This window comes from Enterobacter sp. PTB, from assembly GCF_051130085.1.
In the GTDB taxonomy this organism is placed as follows: Bacteria; Pseudomonadota; Gammaproteobacteria; order Enterobacterales; family Enterobacteriaceae; genus Enterobacter; species Enterobacter ludwigii.
Genome location: NZ_JBDKEE010000036.1, coordinates 1 through 20739, shown reverse-complemented (window position 1 = coordinate 20739; position 20739 = coordinate 1). Strand labels below are relative to the sequence as shown.

At 54.0% G+C, this 20739-nt stretch carries 17 protein-coding genes, 1 pseudogene and 1 riboswitch; of the genes and pseudogenes, 9 read left to right on the top strand and 9 right to left on the bottom strand.

Translation table 11 applies throughout. The features are described 5' to 3' along the window. The first annotated feature begins 2 nt into the window (after window positions 1–2). A riboswitch (TPP riboswitch) is annotated at window positions 3–112 on the top strand. Between the two features lie 78 nt (window positions 113–190). The 9 genes from thiC to AAIR21_RS24960 all read left to right on the top strand — a co-directional run bounded on the left by thiC (window position 191) and on the right by AAIR21_RS24960 (window position 8233). Continuing rightward, complete coding sequence (thiC, locus tag AAIR21_RS25000; protein ID WP_196087574.1) at window positions 191–2086, top strand: phosphomethylpyrimidine synthase ThiC; 1896 nt, start codon at window positions 191–193, stop codon at window positions 2084–2086. Next, the gene (gene thiE / locus AAIR21_RS24995) at window positions 2086–2721 is read left to right on the top strand and encodes a thiamine phosphate synthase (RefSeq protein ID WP_183516933.1); all 636 of its coding nucleotides are present in this window, start codon (window positions 2086–2088) and stop codon (window positions 2719–2721) included. Before thiC ends, thiE begins: the two co-directional genes overlap by 1 nt. Beyond that, the gene (locus AAIR21_RS24990; protein ID WP_032679971.1) at window positions 2714–3469 is read left to right on the top strand and encodes a HesA/MoeB/ThiF family protein; all 756 of its coding nucleotides are present in this window, start codon (window positions 2714–2716) and stop codon (window positions 3467–3469) included. The genes thiE and AAIR21_RS24990 overlap by 8 nt, the downstream gene beginning before the upstream one ends. After that, complete coding sequence (gene thiS / locus AAIR21_RS24985) at window positions 3453–3653, top strand: sulfur carrier protein ThiS (protein ID WP_032679363.1); 201 nt, start codon at window positions 3453–3455, stop codon at window positions 3651–3653. The genes AAIR21_RS24990 and thiS overlap by 17 nt, the downstream gene beginning before the upstream one ends. A gap of 1 nt (window position 3654) precedes the next feature. Continuing rightward, a complete protein-coding gene (gene thiG, locus AAIR21_RS24980) occupies window positions 3655–4425 on the top strand; it encodes a thiazole synthase (protein ID WP_134180299.1) in 771 nt (256 codons plus the stop codon). Beyond that, a complete protein-coding gene (gene thiH / locus AAIR21_RS24975; RefSeq protein ID WP_183516932.1) occupies window positions 4422–5555 on the top strand; it encodes a 2-iminoacetate synthase ThiH in 1134 nt (377 codons plus the stop codon). The genes thiG and thiH overlap by 4 nt, the downstream gene beginning before the upstream one ends. 329 nt (window positions 5556–5884) lie before the next feature. Next, complete coding sequence (locus tag AAIR21_RS24970) at window positions 5885–7426, top strand: sensor domain-containing diguanylate cyclase (RefSeq protein WP_183516931.1); 1542 nt, start codon at window positions 5885–5887, stop codon at window positions 7424–7426. 180 nt (window positions 7427–7606) lie between these two features. Then, window positions 7607–7912: a PTS sugar transporter subunit IIB gene (locus AAIR21_RS24965; RefSeq protein WP_014068453.1), complete on the top strand. Its 306-nt coding sequence runs from the start codon at window positions 7607–7609 to the stop codon at window positions 7910–7912. 3 nt (window positions 7913–7915) lie between these two features. Then, window positions 7916–8233, top strand: coding sequence for a PTS lactose/cellobiose transporter subunit IIA (locus AAIR21_RS24960; protein WP_014168157.1), 318 nt, complete (start codon window positions 7916–7918; stop codon window positions 8231–8233). Window positions 8234–8293: 60 nt separating this feature from the next. Here the strand turns inward: AAIR21_RS24960 and rpoC are convergent, their stop codons facing one another. From rpoC to tuf, 9 genes and pseudogenes are all read right to left on the bottom strand, one after another. Next, window positions 8294–12517 (bottom strand): DNA-directed RNA polymerase subunit beta', encoded by a 4224-nt coding sequence (rpoC, locus tag AAIR21_RS24955; RefSeq protein ID WP_014168156.1) that lies wholly within the window; start codon window positions 12515–12517, stop codon window positions 8294–8296. A 76-nt stretch (window positions 12518–12593) separates the two neighbouring features. Continuing rightward, window positions 12594–16622, bottom strand: coding sequence for a DNA-directed RNA polymerase subunit beta (rpoB, locus tag AAIR21_RS24950; protein ID WP_020882980.1), 4029 nt, complete (start codon window positions 16620–16622; stop codon window positions 12594–12596). A gap of 319 nt (window positions 16623–16941) precedes the next feature. Continuing rightward, a complete protein-coding gene (rplL, locus tag AAIR21_RS24945; RefSeq protein WP_014168154.1) occupies window positions 16942–17307 on the bottom strand; it encodes a 50S ribosomal protein L7/L12 in 366 nt (121 codons plus the stop codon). A 66-nt stretch (window positions 17308–17373) separates the two neighbouring features. Next, a complete protein-coding gene (gene rplJ, locus AAIR21_RS24940) occupies window positions 17374–17871 on the bottom strand; it encodes a 50S ribosomal protein L10 (RefSeq protein ID WP_004097644.1) in 498 nt (165 codons plus the stop codon). Window positions 17872–18162: 291 nt separating this feature from the next. Beyond that, window positions 18163–18867 carry a 50S ribosomal protein L1 gene (rplA, locus tag AAIR21_RS24935; RefSeq protein ID WP_006810530.1) on the bottom strand — a complete coding sequence of 235 codons (705 nt, stop codon included), beginning with the start codon at window positions 18865–18867 and terminating at the stop codon, window positions 18163–18165. Window positions 18868–18870: 3 nt separating this feature from the next. After that, entirely contained in the window at window positions 18871–19299 is a 429-nt protein-coding gene (gene rplK, locus AAIR21_RS24930) for a 50S ribosomal protein L11 (RefSeq protein ID WP_008808007.1), read from the bottom strand. A gap of 155 nt (window positions 19300–19454) precedes the next feature. Next, window positions 19455–20000 carry a transcription termination/antitermination protein NusG gene (gene nusG, locus AAIR21_RS24925; RefSeq protein WP_003862341.1) on the bottom strand — a complete coding sequence of 182 codons (546 nt, stop codon included), beginning with the start codon at window positions 19998–20000 and terminating at the stop codon, window positions 19455–19457. Between the two features lies 1 nt (window position 20001). Further along, window positions 20002–20385, bottom strand: a complete 384-nt coding sequence (gene secE, locus AAIR21_RS24920; protein WP_003862342.1) for a preprotein translocase subunit SecE — start codon at window positions 20383–20385, stop codon at window positions 20002–20004. Between the two features lie 229 nt (window positions 20386–20614). Continuing rightward, window positions 20615–20739: pseudogene (gene tuf / locus AAIR21_RS24915) on the bottom strand (elongation factor Tu); the annotation flags it as partial.

Sequence of the window (20739 nt, the reverse complement as noted above, 5' to 3'; positions counted from 1 at the left end):
TAAATTTCTTGTCGGAGTGCCCAGTGTGAAAGCACGGGCTGAGACCGTTAATTCGGGATCCGCGGAACCTGATCAGGCTAATACCTGCGAAGGGAACAAGAGTAAAACTGCTGTAGTATCGCCCCCGGGCGATCTCCTCTTGCTTCATCCGTCGTCTGACAAGCCATGTCCTTCACTTTTGGAATGAGCTATGTCTACTACTAAACTGACCCGCCGCGAACAGCGCGCACACGCCCAACACTTCATCGACACCCTGGAAGGCACCGCTTTCCCGAACTCTAAGCGTATTTACATCACCGGCTCTCGGGCGGATATCCGCGTTCCGATGCGCGAAATCCAGCTTAGCCCGACGCTTCTTGGCGGCAGCAAAGAAAACCCGCAGTATGAAGACAACGAAGCCGTGCCAGTCTACGACACGTCTGGCCCGTACGGCGATCCTGATGTGGCCATTAACGTGCAGCAGGGTCTGGCAAAACTGCGCCAGCGCTGGATTGACGCGCGTAACGACTGCGAAGAACTGACGGTTCGCAGCTCTGCCTACACCAAAGAGCGTCTGGCCGACGATGGCCTGGATGAACTGCGCTTCGCGGGCCTGCTGACGCCGAAACGGGCAAAAGCGGGCAAATGCGTTACCCAGCTGCACTATGCGCGTCAGGGGATCGTCACCCCGGAGATGGAGTTTATCGCCATCCGTGAAAACATGGGCCGTGAGCGCATCCGTAGCGAAGTGCTGCGCCACCAGCATCCGGGCGAAGGTTTCGGTGCCCGCCTGCCGGAAAACATCACCCCGGAGTTTGTGCGCGATGAGGTGGCCGCTGGCCGCGCGATTATCCCCGCCAACATCAATCACCCGGAATCCGAACCGATGATTATCGGCCGCAACTTCCTGGTGAAGGTCAACGCCAATATCGGTAACTCCGCAGTCACCTCCTCCATCGAAGAAGAGGTCGAGAAGCTGGTCTGGTCAACGCGCTGGGGCGCGGACACGGTAATGGATCTCTCCACCGGGCGTTATATCCACGAAACCCGCGAGTGGATCCTGCGTAACAGCCCGGTGCCTATCGGAACGGTGCCGGTCTATCAGGCGCTGGAGAAAGTGAACGGTATCGCTGAAAACCTCACCTGGGAAGCGTTCCGCGACACGCTGCTGGAGCAGGCTGAACAGGGTGTAGACTACTTCACCATCCACGCGGGGGTGCTGCTGCGCTACGTGCCGATGACCGCGAAGCGTCTGACCGGCATTGTCTCGCGCGGGGGCTCAATCATGGCGAAGTGGTGTCTGTCTCATCATCAGGAAAACTTCCTCTACGAACACTTCCGCGAGATCTGCGAAATCTGTGCCGCTTACGACGTCTCGCTGTCGCTGGGCGACGGCCTGCGCCCTGGTTCCATTCGTGATGCCAACGACGAAGCGCAGTTTGCCGAACTGCACACGCTGGGCGAGCTGACCAAAATCGCCTGGGAGTATGACGTGCAGGTGATGATTGAAGGCCCGGGCCATGTCCCCATGCAGATGATCCGCCGCAATATGACGGAAGAACTGGAGCACTGCCATGAAGCACCATTCTATACCCTGGGGCCGTTGACCACCGATATTGCCCCGGGTTACGACCACTTCACCTCCGGAATTGGTGCGGCGATGATCGGCTGGTTCGGTTGCGCCATGCTCTGCTATGTGACGCCAAAAGAGCACCTCGGTCTGCCCAACAAAGAGGACGTGAAGCAGGGGCTTATCACCTACAAAATTGCCGCCCACGCTGCGGACCTGGCGAAAGGCCATCCGGGCGCGCAAATTCGCGATAACGCGATGTCGAAGGCCCGCTTTGAATTCCGCTGGGAAGATCAGTTTAACCTCGCGCTCGACCCGTTTACCGCCCGCGCCTATCACGACGAAACCCTGCCGCAGGAGTCCGGCAAAGTGGCCCATTTCTGCTCCATGTGTGGGCCAAAATTCTGCTCGATGAAGATCAGCCAGGAAGTGCGTGACTACGCCGCCGCGCAAACCATTGAAGTGGGCATGGCGGATATGTCAGAAACCTTCCGCGCGAAAGGCGGCGAAATCTACCTCAAAAAAGAGGAGGCGTAATGTACCAGCCCGATTTCCCACCCGTGCCCTTTCGTTTGGGGCTCTACCCGGTGGTGGACAGCGTGGAGTGGGTTGCCCGCCTGCTGGAGGCAGGTGTACGCACGCTGCAGCTGCGCATCAAAGATAAACGCGATGAGGAGGTGGAGAACGATGTCGCCGCCGCCATCGCGCTGGGGCGTCGGTATCACGCCCGCCTGTTTATCAACGACTACTGGCGACTGGCGATAAAGCACCAGGCCTACGGCGTGCATCTGGGTCAGGAGGACCTGGAGACCACAGACCTGAATGCCATCCGGGAAGCCGGTTTGCGCCTGGGTGTCTCGACCCATGACGATATGGAGATTGACGTGGCGCTGGCGGCACGCCCTTCGTACATTGCGCTTGGACACGTCTTCCCGACGCAAACTAAACAGATGCCCTCCGCGCCACAAGGGCTGGCACAGCTGGCGGCTCACGTGAAGCGTCTTGCGCAGTACCCGACCGTGGCCATCGGCGGGATTAGCCTTGAACGCGCGCCGGCCGTGCTGGATACCGGTGTCGGCAGTATCGCCGTCGTCAGTGCCATCACCCAGGCCGCAGACTGGCAGGCCGCCACCCGGCAGCTCTTACAACTGGCAGGAGCAGGCGATGAATGATCGTGACTTTATGCGCTATAGCCGCCAGATCCTGCTGGAGGATATCGCCATCGACGGACAGCAAAAGCTACTCGCCAGCCGGGTTTTGATTGTCGGGCTGGGCGGATTAGGCGCGCCTGCCGCGCTCTATCTGGCCGGTGCAGGCGTGGGCACGCTGGTACTGGCCGATGACGACGAGGTGCATCTTAGCAACCTGCAGCGTCAAATCCTCTTTACCACCGAGGATATCAACCAGCCCAAAGTACACATTACCCGCCAGCGCCTGAACCAGCTGAACCCGGATATAGAGCTCATTGCGTGTCAGGAGCGGCTCAGCGGCGACAATCTGCTCCGAGAAGTCGCCCTGGCCGACGTGGTGCTGGACTGCACCGACAATATGGCAACCCGCCAGGCGATCAATGCCGCCTGTGTCGCAAAAAATACGCCGCTTATCACCGCCAGCGCGGTGGGATTCGGCGGGCAGATGATGGTCCTGACACCGCCGTGGGCGCAGGGCTGCTATCGCTGTCTGTGGCCAGACGATGCTGAGCCAGAGCGTAACTGTCGCACCGCGGGCATTCTTGGCCCGGTTGTGGGGGTGATGGGTACCCTGCAGGCGCTCGAGGCCATCAAGCTGCTCAGCGGAATGGAGACCGAGCGCAACATGTTGCGGTTATTTGACGCCCGCTCCAGCGGCTGGCGTCATCTGGCGTTACACCGCGCCAGCCACTGCCCGGTATGTGGAGGCGGCAATGCGCATTCTGTTTAACGATGAGCCGATGAAATGCGAGGACGGGCTCACCGTTGCCGTGCTGCTCGATAAACTGCGCCAGCTCAAGCCGGGAACGGCGCTGGCGCTCAATCAACAGATCCTGCCGCGCGAGCAGTGGGAACATCAGCAGGTCAATGAAGGCGACCAGATTCTGCTGTTTCAGGTTATCGCAGGGGGCTGAGATGTTACGTATTGCCGATAAAGTCTTTGATTCACATCTGTTTACCGGAACCGGGAAATTCGCATCACCCCAGCTGATGGTCGATGCCATCCGTGAAAGCGGCAGCCAGCTGGTCACGCTGGCGTTAAAGCGCGTGGATCTGCGCCATCACAGTGATGCCATTCTGGCGCCTTTACTGGAAGCTGGCGTCACGCTACTGCCAAATACTTCCGGCGCGAAAACGGCCGAAGAGGCCATTTTCGCCGCTCACCTGGCGCGTGAAGCGCTCGGCACACGCTGGCTGAAGCTGGAAATTCACCCGGATGCTCGCTGGCTGTTGCCCGACCCGATCGAGACGCTGAAAGCGGCGGAAAAGCTGGTACAACAAGGGTTCATCGTTCTGCCTTACTGCGGTGCCGATCCGGTACTCTGCAAACGGCTGGAAGACGTTGGCTGCGCCGCCGTTATGCCGCTGGGCGCACCTATTGGCTCCAACCAGGGGCTGGAAACCCGGGCAATGCTGGAGATCATCATTGAGCAGGCCACCGTGCCGGTGGTGGTGGATGCGGGTATTGGCGTACCAAGCCATGCCGCGCAGGCGCTGGAAATGGGGGCGGACGCGGTGCTGGTGAACACGGCCATCGCGGTTGCCGACGATCCGGTCATGATGGCGCGCGCGTTTCGCATGGCGGTGGAGGCTGGCCTGCTGGCACGGCAATCAGGCCCTGGCTCGCGCAGTTTTCAGGCGCAGGCCACCAGCCCGCTGACCGGTTTTCTGGAGGCAATCTCATGACCACCTTTACCGACCGCTGGCGGCAGCTTAACTGGGACGACATTGCCCTGCGCATCAACAGCAAAACGCCGGTCGACGTCGAGCGCGCATTGAATGCGCGCCATCTGACCCGCGACGATTTAATGGCCCTGCTCTCCCCTGCGGCCAGCGCTTATCTGGAGTCGATGGCCCAGCGCGCCCAGCGTCTCACCCGACAGCGCTTTGGCAACACGGTGAGCTTTTACGTCCCGCTCTATCTCTCAAACCTGTGCGCCAATGACTGTACCTACTGCGGCTTCTCCATGAGCAACCGCATTAAGCGTAAGACGCTTAATGAGGAGGAAATCGCGCGCGAGTGTGCGGCCATCCGGGAAATGGGCTTCGAGCATCTCCTGCTGGTCACCGGTGAGCACCAGGGCAAAGTCGGAATGGACTATTTCCGTCAGCACCTTCCTGCCATTCGTCGTCAGTTCGCCTCGTTGCAGATGGAAGTGCAGCCCCTGTCGCAGGATGAGTATGCGGAGCTCAAAACGCTCGGACTGGATGGAGTGATGGTCTATCAGGAAACGTACCACGAAGCGACCTACGCCCGGCATCACCTGAAGGGCAAGAAACAGGACTTCTTCTTCCGCCTTGAAACACCGGACAGGCTCGGACGTGCCGGGATCGACAAAATTGGTCTTGGTGCGCTGATTGGGCTTTCCGATAGCTGGCGCGTGGATTGTTATATGGTGGCGGAACATCTGTTGTGGCTTCAGCAGCACTACTGGCAGAGCCGCTACTCCATCTCTTTCCCCCGGCTGCGCCCGTGTGCTGGCGGGATTGAACCGGCCTCACTCATGGACGAGCGCCAGCTGGTACAAACGATCTGCGCGTTTCGCCTGCTTGCCCCGGAGGTTGAATTATCGCTCTCAACACGTGAATCACCGGCGTTCCGCGACCGCGTGATCCCGCTTGCGATAAACAACGTGAGCGCATTTTCCAAAACACAGCCGGGCGGTTATGCCGATGACCACCCTGAACTGGAGCAGTTTGCCCCACATGATGGACGACGTCCGGAAGCGGTCGCCGCGGCCCTGAGCGCGCAGGGGCTGCAGCCGGTCTGGAAAGACTGGGACAGCTGGCTGGGAAGAGCCTCGCAATTACGCTGAAACATACTGCAACTCCGCAGAAATAAAACGAGGCGCCACGGAGAGTCACAACCGGATGATTGTCAGCTATCGTCCGGTTTTTTATTGTCATGTGGTCAGCAACGGACGCTGACCAGGGCGAAAAGCTTCTTCCTCGTTTCGCCCTGCCTCTGACTTATCGTGCACACTGAATTTCTGATTTTATGAGTAATTTCTTAGCCATTCTTAAGATAAATCATCTCGTCTGAAATCGTGTTCCGTATAATTCACAGCTAACCGCAGGACTGCGACTATGCTGAGAGGATATCGGCAGACGAAAAGCATTCACCCTCAGGAATGATGTACAACTCATGGCACTTCACAGCAAAAAACTCTCTTTTACCCGGCCAATAATGGCCAGCTTCGCGGGGATACTGTGCAGTTTTGCACTGATCGCTGTCGTGGTTACGCTTTCGCAACGAAAGGATTTTCTTGAGGATTATCATAAAATTAATGGTAATTTCACGCATAATCTGGCGGTTAACTATACCGAATCAATGTTGCGTGAAAACGACTATATTCTTGGTCGTTCTGCGATGTACTTTTCCCGCAACGAAATACTGAATGAGACGCTGAACATCAACCCGACGCAAGGGTTGCAGATGTTGATGCATTTGCAAAACCTGATGCCGACCGTGTCATCCATCTCGCTGGCCGACACGGAAGGGCATTATTTGCACGTTCCAGAAGCGCCTCCCACGGAAAAGAGTAAAAACGCCGATCCGCGGACTCGCCCGTGGTTTGTCGCCCACGCGGAAGCCAGTATTTTCAGCCATTATACCCACCCTTATATGGACTACTTTACCGGGCATCCAACGGTCACGCTTTATAAGCCATTGATTTCAACAGAAGGCAGACTCAAGGGAACCCTGGCCTTTCATCTTGATCTGGCGTCGATGGGGTATACCCTTCGACAGATGGTGGCCCCTGTACAAGGGGAATTCTTCGTCGTCGAGCGCGACGGAACCGTGGTGCTTCATCCTGACACGGGCGCGCTGTTCAAAAAATACGTGAGCGAAGCGCTGATGGACAAAATGACCAGCGGCGAGGGGCATTTATACGACCGGAAAAGTAAAACCTGGTATTACTACTACTCCTTCACTAACCCGGATTGGTTTGTCATCTACCGGGTCTTTGGCGCGACCCTGACGGATATAACCCGCCACGAAACCACTATCGTTGGTTGGGGATTTGCACTGGCGGCGATTATTATCATTCTCTTCGGTTTGTACCTTCGCCATGCCTCGCGTACCGTGCTGATGCATATTATCAACGCCATCAAAACTGGCGACGTCAGCCAGGCACCGCGTCTGGAAGCGATGCTGAGTCATACCATCCAGTCGAATAAAGAGCGTGAGATGGCATATGTCCGCCAGGCAACCCACGATGCGCTAACAGGCTGCAAAAACCGCCGCGCGTTCGATACCGATGTGGAAGAGTTAATGGCGGCTCAACAGCCTTTCGCACTGGCGCTGGTGGACATCGATAACTTCAAATCAATCAACGATACCTGGGGCCACCTTAGCGGCGATATTGTCCTGCGTAACGTGGCGCGTGAAGGGATCCAGATCATGCAACCGCACCACATCTCGGTGTACCGGTACGGTGGAGAAGAGTTTGCGGTGGTCTTCCAGGCTGCGCAAATTGCTGATGCAATCTCGTTGCTGGAAGCGTGGCGTACCACCATTGAAAAACGCGTCTGGCGCGAAGAAAACCTGCAGGTCACGTTCAGTGCAGGCCTGGGGGAATGGCATTTCGAACCGCTGGAGCAATTTGTCGGGAGCGTGGATAACGCACTTTACAGCGCAAAACAGCAGGGTAAAAACCGCATCCTTCGGACCTCCATCCGTTAATTTCTTCCCTCCCACGCTGTCCGTTTCGACGGGCAGCGTGCGCTTTCATGCAAAATTGTAACCGGTTTCAGAAAATCACCCATTTCTTTGTGATGCCTGACACACAATCGCGGTAAAGCGGTTGTTGAAGCGGTCTGCACGGGATAATTATCAATAAACACATGTAGATCGAGGCTGATTATGAAGAACATCGTTTTATGCTGTGCAGCGGGAATGTCAACCAGCATGCTGGTTCAACGTATGAAAGACGCCGCGCAGAAAAAAGGGGTTGAAGTCACCATTAAAGCCGTTCCGGTTGCGGAGTTTAAAGATAATATCGCGACGGCTGACATCGTATTGCTGGGGCCACAGGTTAAATACGAGCAGGCTAAACTTCAGGCGCAGGCCGATCCGCTGGGTAAAAAGGTCGCGGTGATCGACATGATGGATTACGGCATGATGAAAGGTGATGTCGTCCTGGAAAAAGCGCTTAAATTACTGGAGTGACCCGTGGAAGATTTAGAAACAACGATCATGGAACTGCTGGTCAACGCGGGAGCAGCGCGCAGTGCTGCCCTTACGGCGTTGCAGATGGCCCGTAAAGGTGACTTTGACGAAGCCGAAAAGGCGATGGAAGAGTCGCGTGAATACGTGAAACATGCCCACACCATCCAGACGCAGCTGATTGGTCTTGATGAAGGGACCGGAAAGCTACCGGTTAACCTGATCACCGTCCACTCTCAGGATCACCTGATGAACGCGATGGTCATTCAGGACCTGGCGGGCGATATGATTGAGCTGTATCGTCGGCTACCGCTGATAAACTGAAAAATATGCAGACATAAAAAAACCCGCCGAAGCGGGTTTTTTTATTTGCTGAATCAACGATTACTCGTTGTCAGAACCACCCAGACCTGCGTTCAGCAGCTCTGCCAGGCTCGCGGATGCATCTTCAGCAGTTACCTGCGGTGCAGCTGGCAGTTCGCCTGCAGCACGACGACGCATACGATCCTGATGGTACGCATAACCGGTACCAGCCGGGATCAGACGACCTACGATAACGTTCTCTTTCAGACCGCGCAGTTCATCACGCTTACCTGCTACAGCGGCTTCGGTCAGGACACGCGTGGTCTCCTGGAACGATGCTGCAGAGATGAAGGACTCTGTTGCCAGAGACGCTTTGGTGATACCCAGCAGATCGCGCGAGAAGGTCGCAGCGATTTTGCCGTTCGCTTCCAGATCGCGGTTAGCGATCTTGACGCGTGAGTATTCAACCTGCTCGCCTTCCAGGAACTCAGAGCTGCCCGCGCTATCGATGGTTGCTTTACGCAGCATCTGACGAACGATAACTTCAATGTGTTTATCGTTAATCTTAACGCCCTGCAGACGGTATACGTCCTGTACTTCGTTAACGATGTAACGAGTAACAGCATGCACACCACGCAGACGCAGGATGTCGTGCGGCGCTTCTGGACCGTCGGAAACCACGTCACCACGTTCTACACGTTCACCTTCGAACACGTTGAGCTGACGCCACTTAGGAATCATCTCTTCGTACGGCTCGCTGCCATCTACTGGGGTGATAACCAGACGGCGTTTACCTTTGGTCTCTTTACCGAAGGAGATGATACCGCTGATTTCAGCCAGGATTGCAGGCTCTTTCGGACGACGTGCTTCAAACAGATCCGCAACGCGTGGCAGACCACCGGTGATGTCCTTGGTACCGCCGGATTCCTGAGGAATACGCGCCAGGGTGTCACCAGAACTGATCTGTACGCCATCTTCCAGCTGTACAATCGCTTTACCCGGCAGGAAGTACTGCGCAGGCATATCGGTACCAGGGATCAGAACGTCGTTACCCTGAGCATCAACGATTTTCAGTGCAGGACGCAGATCTTTACCACCGGCAGTACGCTCAGCAGAGTCCAGAACGACCAGAGAAGACAGACCGGTCAGCTCGTCGGTCTGACGAGTAATGGTCTGGCCGTCGATCATGTCAGTGAAGCGGATGAAACCACTTACTTCGGTGATAACCGGCATGGTGTGTGGATCCCAGTTTGCAACGGTTTCACCGCCGGCAACCTGCTCGCCATCACCTTTCGCCATAACAGCACCGTAAGGCACTTTATAGCTCTCTTTGGTACGACCGAATTCGTCGATCAGCTTCAGCTCGGTGTTACGAGAGGTCACAACCAGCTTGCCTGCGGAGTTAACAACAGACTTCGCGTTGCTGAGCTTGATGCTACCTTTGTTTTTCACCTGGATGCTGGATTCAGCAGCCGCACGAGATGCCGCACCACCGATGTGGAACGTACGCATCGTCAGCTGTGTACCCGGTTCACCGATGGACTGTGCCGCGATAACACCGATTGCTTCACCTTTGTTGATGATGTGGCCACGCGCCAGGTCACGACCATAGCAGTGCGCACATACACCGAAATCGGTGTCACAAGATACAACGGAACGAACTTTCACAGAGTCAACAGAGTTCGCTTCCAGCAGGTCACACCACTGTTCGTGCAGCAGCGTGTTGCGTGGAACCAGAATGTCTGCGGTACCCGGCTTCAGAATGTCTTCCGCGGTTACACGACCCAGTACGCGATCGCGCAGCGGCTCTTTAACATCACCACCCTCGATAACCGGGGTCATGGTGATACCTTCGAGGGTGCCACAATCGTCTTCGGTCACAACCAGATCCTGTGCAACGTCAACCAGACGACGCGTCAGATAACCGGAGTTCGCTGTTTTCAGTGCGGTATCCGCCAGACCTTTACGCGCACCGTGAGTAGAGATGAAGTACTGGAGTACGTTCAGACCTTCACGGAAGTTCGCGGTGATTGGCGTTTCGATGATGGAGCCATCTGGCTTCGCCATCAGACCACGCATACCTGCCAGCTGACGAATCTGTGCTGCAGAACCACGCGCACCGGAGTCGGCCATCATGTAAATGCTGTTGAAGGAAACCTGCTGCTCTTCTACGCCGTCACGGTTAATCACGGTTTCGGTTTGCAGGTTATCCATCATCGCTTTGGATACACGATCGTTCGCCGCAGCCCAGATATCGATAACTTTGTTATAGCGTTCGCCCGCGGTAACCAGACCAGACTGGAACTGCTCCTGGATCTCAGCAACTTCGGCTTCCGCTTCAGAGATGATCTCGTGTTTCTTCTCTGGGATAACCATGTCATCGATACCAACAGATGCACCTGAACGCGCTGCATATGCAAAGCCGGTATACATTGTCTGGTCAGCGAAGATAACTGTCGGCTTCAGACCCAGAATGCGGTAACAGGTGTTCAGCATTTTGGAGATCGCTTTCTTACCCAGCGCCTGGTTGACGATGGAGAAAGGCAGACCTTTCGGTACGATCATCCACAGAATGGCACGGCCAACGGTCGTGTCTTTCAGGCTGGTTTTCGCAACGAATTCGCCGTTAGCATCTTTTTCATATTCAGTGATACGCACTTTGACACGCGCATGCAGAGAGGCCAGGCCAGCACGATAGATACGCTCAGCTTCTTTAGGGCCAGTCAGCACCATGCCTTCGCCTTTGGCGTTAACACAGTCACGGGTCATGTAGTACAGACCCAATACAACGTCCTGAGAAGGAACGATGATTGGTTCACCGTTCGCTGGAGACAGGATGTTGTTAGTAGACATCATCAGCGCACGCGCTTCGAGCTGGGCTTCCAGCGTCAGCGGTACGTGAACAGCCATCTGGTCACCATCGAAGTCGGCGTTATATGCCGCACAAACCAGCGGGTGCAGCTGGATAGCTTTACCTTCGATCAGTACCGGTTCAAATGCCTGGATACCCAGACGGTGCAGTGTTGGTGCACGGTTCAGCAGTACCGGGTGTTCGCGGATAACTTCGTCCAGGATATCCCAAACGACAGCTTCTTCACGCTCAACCATTTTCTTAGCGGCTTTGATGGTGGTGGCCAGGCCACGCAGTTCCAGCTTGCCGTAGATGAACGGTTTGAACAGCTCCAGTGCCATTTTCTTCGGCAGACCGCACTGATGCAGACGCAGGTATGGACCTACGGTGATAACAGAACGACCGGAGTAGTCAACACGCTTACCGAGCAGGTTCTGACGGAAACGACCCTGTTTACCTTTGATCATATCGGCCAAAGATTTCAGAGGACGTTTGTTAGAACCGGTGATCGCACGACCGCGACGACCGTTATCCAGCAGGGCATCTACCGCTTCCTGCAGCATACGTTTCTCGTTACGTACGATGATGTCCGGCGCAGCCAGATCCAGCAGACGTTTCAGACGGTTGTTACGGTTGATAACGCGACGATACAGATCGTTCAGATCCGACGTTGCGAAACGACCACCATCCAGCGGAACCAGCGGACGCAGATCTGGCGGCAGCACCGGCAGAACGGTCAGGATCATCCACTCTGGTTTGTTACCAGACTGAACGAACGCTTCCAGCAGTTTGATACGCTTGGTCAGCTTTTTACGCTTGGTTTCGGAGTTGGTTTCGTTCAGCTCTTCACGCAGCTGCTCGCACTCTTGCTCCAGGTCCATGCTTTTCAGCAGGGCCTGAATAGCTTCCGCACCCATCTTGGCGTCGAATTCGTCACCGAACTCTTCCAGCGCGTCCAGATACTGTTCTTCGGTCAGAATCTGGTGGCGTTCCAGGTTCGTCATACCGCCTTCGATAACCACATAAGATTCGAAGTACAGAACACGTTCGATATCGCGCAGCGGCATATCCAGCAGCAGGCCGATACGGGACGGCAGAGATTTCAGGAACCAGATGTGCGCAGTTGGAGATGCCAGTTCGATGTGGCCCATGCGCTCACGGCGCACTTTGGTCTGGGTCACTTCAACGCCGCACTTCTCACAGATCACACCACGGTGTTTCAGGCGCTTGTACTTACCGCACAGGCACTCGTAGTCTTTTACTGGCCCGAAAATTCGTGCACAGAAAAGGCCGTCACGCTCAGGCTTGAACGTACGGTAGTTGATGGTTTCCGGCTTTTTAACTTCACCGAAAGACCATGAACGGATCATGTCTGGCGAAGCCAGAGCAATTTTGATCGCATCAAACTCTTCGGTTTTAGTCTGCGCTTTCAGAAACTTTAATAAATCTTTCACGGATTTGCTCCCGTCGGAGTTAGCACAATCTGGTGTCGGGGGTTAGCCCGACACCAGTGACCTGTTTGAGCGAGAATTACTCGTCTTCCAGTTCGATGTTGATACCCAGCGAACGAATCTCTTTCAACAGTACGTTGAAGGACTCTGGCATGCCCGGTTCCATCTGATGATTGCCGTCCACGATGTTTTTATACATCTTGGTACGACCGTTCACGTCATCAGACTTAACGGTGAGCATTTCCTGCAGGGTGTATGCTGCGCCGTATGCTTCCAGCGCCCACACTTCCATCTCCCCGAAGCGCTGACCACCGAACTGCGCCTTACCACCCAGCGGCTGCTGAGTAACCAGGCTGTAAGAACCGGTAGAACGAGCGTGCATCTTGTCGTCGACCAGGTGGTTCAGTTTCAGCATGTACATGTAACCTACGGTTACCGGACGCTCGAACTGTTCACCGGTACGGCCATCAAACAGCGTAATCTGACCAGACGTTGGCAGACCACCCAGTTGCAGCAGCTCTTTGATTTCAGCTTCTTTTGCACCGTCGAATACCGGCGTTGCAATCGGCATACCTTTGCGCAGGTTCTCTGCCAGACGCAGCACTTCTTCATCGCTGAAGGTGCTCAGGTCGACTTTCTGACGAACGTCGGTACCCAGATCGTAGGCACGCTGGATGAATTCGCGCAGTTTCGCGACTTCTTCCTGCTGTTTCAGCATGGCGTTGATCTTATCGCCGATACCTTTCGCAGCCATACCCAGGTGGGTTTCCAGAATCTGACCGATGTTCATACGAGACGGTACGCCCAGTGGGTTCAGTACGATATCTACCGGCGTACCGTTAGCATCGTGCGGCATATCTTCGATCGGGTTGATCTTAGAGATAACACCCTTGTTACCGTGACGACCTGCCATCTTATCACCAGGCTGGATCTGACGTTTAACAGCCAGATACACCTTAACAATCTTCAGCACGCCTGGTGCCAGATCGTCGCCCTGAGTGATTTTACGGCGTTTCGCTTCGAGTTTTTTCTCGAACTCGTGTTTCAGTTCGTCATACTGCTCAGCCAGCTGTTCCAGCTGATTTTGTTTCTCTTCGTCGGTCAGGCCCAGTTCCAGCCAGCGATCGCGTGGCAGTTTGTCGAGCTTCTCAGCTTCAACGCCACCGGCAACCAGCACCGCATAGATACGGCTGAACAGACCCGCTTCGAGGATCTGCAGTTCTTCAGACAGGTCTTTCTTAGCCTGTTTGAGCTGCATCTCTTCGATTTCCAGCGCACGCTTATCTTTTTCAACGCCGTCACGGGTGAAGACCTGAACATCGATAACCGTACCGGAAACACCGTTTGGTACGCGCAGAGAAGAGTCTTTAACGTCAGACGCTTTCTCACCGAAGATAGCACGCAGCAGTTTCTCTTCTGGCGTCAGCTGGGTTTCACCTTTCGGCGTTACCTTACCAACCAGAATGTCGCCGCCGGTCACTTCTGCACCGATGTAAACGATACCGGATTCATCCAGTTTGGAGAGCGCAGCTTCACCCACGTTAGGGATGTCAGCGGTGATCTCTTCTGGCCCCAGCTTGGTGTCACGGGACACACATGCCAGTTCCTGAATGTGGATGGTAGTGAAACGATCTTCCTGAACCACACGCTCGGAGACGAGGATGGAGTCTTCGAAGTTGTAACCGTTCCACGGCATGAACGCTACGCGCATGTTCTGACCGAGCGCCAGTTCACCGAGGTCAGTGGACGGACCGTCTGCCAGCACGTCGCCGCGCTCAACGGGCTCACCCAGAGACACACAAGGCATCTGGTTGATACAGGTGTTCTGGTTAGAACGGGTGTATTTGGTCAGGTTATAAATGTCGATACCTGCTTCGCCCGGGTACATCTCGTCTTCGTTAACTTTGATAACGATACGGGAAGCATCCACGTACTGAACAGTACCGCCACGTTTAGCCACCGCAGTAACACCGGAGTCAACGGCAACAGCACGTTCCATACCGGTACCAACCAGCGGCTTATCAGCACGCAGAGTTGGAACGGCCTGACGTTGCATGTTCGCACCCATCAATGCACGGTTGGCGTCATCGTGTTCCAGGAACGGGATCAGGGACGCACCGACGGATACCACCTGCTGGGTGGATACGTCCATGTAGTCAACCTGGTCGCGGCTGAACAAGCTGGATTCGCCTTTGCTACGGCAGGTAACCAGATCTTCTACAAAGTGGCCTTCGTCATCCAGGTTGGAGTTCGCCTGAGCGATAACGTAGTTGCCTTCTTCGATAGCAGACAGGTAGTGAATTTCGTCAGTTACAACACCGTCGGTCACTTTACGGTACGGCGTCTCAAGGAAACCGTATTCGTTAGTCTGTGCGTACACGGACAGGGAGTTGATCAGACCGATGTTTGGACCTTCAGGCGTTTCGATTGGACATACGCGACCGTAGTGAGTCGGGTGTACGTCTCGAACTTCGAAGCCTGCACGTTCACGGGTCAGACCACCTGGGCCGAGTGCAGAGATACGACGTTTGTGCGTGATCTCAGACAGCGGGTTGTTCTGGTCCATGAACTGAGACAGCTGGCTGGAACCGAAGAACTCTTTCACTGCTGCAGAAATCGGCTTGGCGTTAATCATATCCTGAGGCATCAGGGTATCCAGATCGCCCAGAGACAGACGCTCTTTCACCGCACGCTCAACACGTACCAGGCCAACGCGGAACTGGTTTTCCGCCATTTCGCCTACGGAACGGATACGACGGTTGCCGAGGTGGTCGATATCGTCCACTTCGCCTTTGCCGTTACGGATATCGATGAGCTTCTTCATCACTTCGATGATGTCGTCTTTGCTCAGGATACCGGAACCTTCGATCTCATCACGCAGCAGAGAACGGTTGAACTTCATACGACCAACCGCGGACAGATCGTAGCGGTCTTCGGAGAAGAACAGGTTCTCGAACAGGCTTTCAGCCGCTTCGCGAGTTGGTGGTTCACCAGGGCGCATCATGCGGTAGATTTCTACCAGCGCGCTCAGACGATCGGTCGTTGGATCGACGCGGATAGTCTCAGAGATATAAGGACCGTGGTCCAGATCGTTGGTGAACAGCGTTTCGATGCGTTTGTGGCCAGACTGGCTCAGCTTAGCCAGCAGATCCAGGCTCAGCTCCATGTTCGCCGGGCAGATCAGCTCGCCAGTTGATTCATCAACGTAATCTTTCGCGGCTACTTTTCCAGCAATGTATTCAACCGGAACTTCGATGAGTTTGATATCATCTTTTTCCAGCTGACGGATGTGGCGCGCGGTAATACGGCGGCCTTTTTCCACATACACTTTGCCGTCGGCTTCGATGTCGAACGACGCGGTCTCACCACGCAGACGCTCTGGCACCAGCTCCATCTGCAACTTGTTGTCGCGGATTTCAAAGATTACTTTCTCAAAGAACAGGTCCAGGATCTGTTCAGTGGTGTATTGCAGCGCACGCAAAATGATGGTCGCAGGCAGTTTACGACGACGGTCGATACGGACAAACAGGTTGTCTTTAGGATCGAACTCGAAGTCCAGCCAGGAACCACGGTAAGGAATGATACGCGCGTTATACAGTACTTTACCGGATGAGTGTGTTTTACCTTTATCGCTGTCGAAGAAGACACCCGGGCTACGATGCAGCTGGGAAACGATAACACGCTCAGTACCGTTGATGACGAAAGTACCGTTGTCTGTCATGAGTGGAATTTCACCCATGTAGACTTCTTGTTCTTTAATGTCTTTTACGGTGCCTTCTGGCGCTTCGCGCTCATAGATCACCAGACGCAGTTTTACGCGCAGCGGTGCGGAATAGGTCACGCCACGGATCTGACATTCCTGAACGTCAAACACCGGTTCGCCAAGGCGGTAGCTGACGTACTGCAGCTCGGAGTTACCGCTGTAGCTCTGAATCGGGAACACGGAACGGAAGGCTGCTTCCAGGCCGTACTGCCCTTCAGGATCTTGCTCGATAAACTTCTGGAACGAGTCAAGCTGGATAGAAAGGAGATATGGAATGTCCAGAACTTGTGGACGTTTACCAAAATCCTTACGAATACGTTTTTTCTCGGTATAGGAGTAAACCATAGGGTTCCTCAGCTCGCTGACAAGTCGACCCATCTGTCCGACGAAGGGACAGTTTGTGCAACACCATTTTGTGGACCGGAAAATTGAATACTTTCCGCAATACCTGTTGCTATCACGCTTAAATCATTTCGTCGCGATTTACACAGAGCGCGCACCCTGTCGCAATATATTAAGTCGTCGATAGAAACATGCATTGTCAGGACAACCAGTAGTCAAACAGTGTGAAATGCTACTGATGCCTTACAGCGCAAAAAGGCTGGTGACTAAAAAGTCACCAGCCATCAGCCTAATGACTTAGGCTGCAACCAGAAAAGTTGGCTTATTTAACTTCAACTTCAGCGCCAGCTTCTTCCAGAGATTTTTTCAGTGCTTCTGCGTCGTCTTTGCTCACGCCTTCTTTCAGCGCAGCTGGAGCAGCTTCTACCAGGTCTTTAGCTTCTTTCAGACCCAGGCCAGTTGCGCCACGTACTGCTTTGATAACAGCAACTTTGTTAGCGCCAGCAGCTTTCAGAATTACGTCGAATTCAGTTTTTTCTTCAGCAGCTTCAACCGGGCCAGCAGCTACAGCTACAGCAGCAGCAGCGGAAACACCGAATTTTTCTTCCATTGCAGAGATCAGTTCTACAACGTCCATTACGGACATAGCTGCAACTGCTTCAATGATTTGATCTTTAGTGATAGACATTTAAATTGTTCCTGAAAATCAGAATAAGTTTATACGTAAGCAAATGCTTTATAAAGATAACTGCGATTAAGCAGCTTCTTTTGCATCGCGAACAGCAGCCAGAGTGCGAACCAGTTTGCCAGCCGAAGCTTCTTTCATGGTTGCCATCAGGCGTGCAATTGCTTCTTCGTAGGTCGGCAGGGTTGCCAGGCGATCGATTTGCGATGCCGGGATCAACTCACCTTCAAAGGCTGCAGCTTTGACCTCAAATTTTGCATTCGCTTTCGCGAACTCTTTGAACAGACGAGCAGCAGCGCCCGGGTGTTCCATAGAGTATGCAATAAGGGTCGGACCAACAAACGTGTCTTTCAGGCACTCGAAAGGAGTACCTTCAACTACGCGACGCAGCAGGGTGTTACGAACAACACGCATGTATACGCCAGCTTCACGACCTGCTTTACGCAGTTCAGTCATTTTGTCTACAGTAACGCCACGGGAATCCGCAACTACTGCAGACAGCGCGCCTTTGGCTACTTCGCTGACTTCAGCAACAATCGCTTGTTTGTCTTGAAGATTTAAAGCCATTAGCTTTGCTCCTGGATGTTTGCCGGAACTCATGTTCCGGAACTCACTTCACTCTCCCCAACGGAAAGAGCGTCTTAATACGGTGAGCAGAAACAAGCCAGAGTATCCAAAAACAATCTTAGCGTTCTGTCACCGTCTACGCAGGGCATTAAGTTTCTTGCGAAACACCTGCGGTCTTCGACGGAGGCCTGGATTAGGCCAGGCTCCAACGAACAAATCTTTTAGCCGCTAACTTTTGTTAGCAAACGTGGGGGTAAGATTGTAGACAAAATCACCGCCCACGTAAAGGCATTAGTTTGCAGCAGCGCTCAGGCCAGCCTGGTCAACTGCAACACCTGCACCCATGGTGGTGGAGATGCTAACTTTCTTGATGTACACGCCTTTCGCCTGAGTTGGTTTTGCTTTTTTCAGCGCAACCAGCAGAGCTTCCAGGTTTTCTTTCAGTTTGTCAGCGTCAAAGTCCACTTTACCGATGGTGGTGTGGATGATGCCGTTTTTGTCGTTACGATAACGAACCTGACCTGCTTTAGCGTTCTTAACAGCTTCAGCAACGTTAGGGGTTACAGTACCCACTTTCGGGTTTGGCATCAGGCCGCGTGGACCCAGAACCTGGCCCAGCTGGCCAACAACGCGCATTGCATCTGGAGAAGCAATAACAACGTCAAAGTTCATTTCGCCTTTCTTGATCTGGTCAGCCAGATCTTCCATACCTACCAGTTCAGCGCCGGCAGCTTTAGCCGCTTCAGCGTTTGCACCCTGAGCAAATACAGCTACGCGTACGGAACGGCCAGTACCGTGTGGCAGTACAGTTGCACCACGAACGTTCTGATCAGATTTACGAGCATCGATGCCCAGGTTAACAGCAACGTCAACGCTTTCAACGAACTTAGCGGTAGCCAGTTCTTTCAGCAGAGCGATAGCTTCGTTGATGTCGTACTGTTTGGTCGCATCAACTTTGTCACGGATCACGGACATGCGCTTGGTCAGTTTAGCCATTTCTTAGTCCTCCACTACCAGGCCCATGGAACGTGCAGTACCTTCGATTGAGCGAGTCATCGCTTCAATGTCGGCACCAGTCATGTCGGCAGCTTTGGTCTGCGCGATTTCCTGCAGCTGAGCGCGGGAAATTTTACCCACTTTGTCTTTGTTCGGTTTACCGGAACCAGACTTGATACCCGCCGCTTTCTTCAGCAGAACTGCTGCTGGAGGGGTTTTGGTAACGAAAGTGAAAGAACGGTCAGCGTATACAGTGATAACAACTGGGATTGGCAGACCTTTTTCCATGGATTCGGTTTTGGCGTTGAACGCTTTACAGAATTCCATGATGTTCACACCCTGCTGACCCAGAGCTGGACCAACTGGTGGACTTGGGTTCGCCATACCTGCTGCAACCTGCAGCTTGACGTAGGCTTGTACTTTCTTAGCCATTCTAAAATCCTCTGATTGGGTGATAACGCCTCAAGGAGGCTCCCCGTGAATAAAATCGTTTTACAGGCCGCAGCCCATAAAAACAAAAGGCGCGAAATTGTATTCCAATCTCGCGCCTTGTGCAACGATTAAATCGTCGCTTTTTTGATCGCTGCTTAGGCTTTTTCGACCTGGGCAAAGTCCAGTTCTACCGGGGTCGCACGACCGAAGATAGAAACGGACACTTTCAGGCGGGACTTTTCGTAGTCCACTTCTTCAACCACGCCATTAAAGTCAGCAAACGGACCGTCATTAACACGAACCATTTCACCCGGTTCAAACAGCGTTTTCGGACGCGGCTTATCACCCACCTGCTGCAGGCGGTTCATAATCGCATCAACTTCTTTGTCGCTGATTGGCGCCGGACGGTCAGACGTGCCGCCGATAAAGCCCATCACGCGCGGTACGCTGCGCACCAGGTGCCAGCTCGCGTCGTTCATAACCATCTGAACCAGCACGTAACCCGGGAAGAATTTACGCTCGCTTTTGCGACGTTGGCCGCCACGGATCTCGACCACTTCTTCGGTCGGAACCATAACTTCGCCAAATAACTCTTCCATGTTGTGTAATTTGATATGCTCACGCAGCGACGTTGCTACGCGGCCTTCAAAACCGGAAAACGCCTGAACGACGTACCAGCGCTTTTTAGGGGCTTCAGACATCTCAGAACCTCAGGCCAGTGATAAAGGATACCAGGCGAACCAGAATACCATCCAGTCCCCACAGGATCAGTGACATTACAGCGGTAACCGCCGCTACGATCAGCGTGGTGTGCAATGTTTCCTGGCGAGTCGGCCAAATTACCTTGCGGACTTCGGTACGCGCTTCGCGAGCAAAAGCGACAGTCGCTTTGCCTTTTGTCGTCAACAGCGCGACACCACCCGCTGCAGCAATCAGAATTACCACTGCAAGCGCGCGTAGCGGCAGCATCATGTCACGATAAAGGTAGTTGCCGACAATCGCTACAATCAGCAGCACGGCTACGACTACCCATTTCATCGCTTCCAGGCCGCGCCCGCTCCCTTGAGCTTCGGTATTCGCACTCATAAACCAACCTGTCAGAAGTATTCTACAAACATTTTCACCCCGCGATTGCGAGGCAAACCAAATCGAAATGCTAATTCGCTTTTCGGATTATACGCTCTCTGCAGAGCCTGTCTCAGCAATGATTATGACAAATTTAATCACTGATGAGCCAGGTTCTGATCTGAAAGCGTGCAAAAAGGGCATCAAATGATGCCCTTTTATTGCGCATTGCGTCAAATGTTATCAGCAATTAGCCGAGAACTTTAGCAACCACGCCCGCGCCAACGGTACGGCCACCTTCACGGATTGCGAAACGCAGACCGTCGTCCATCGCGATTGGGTGGATCAGCGTCACAACCATCTTGATGTTGTCGC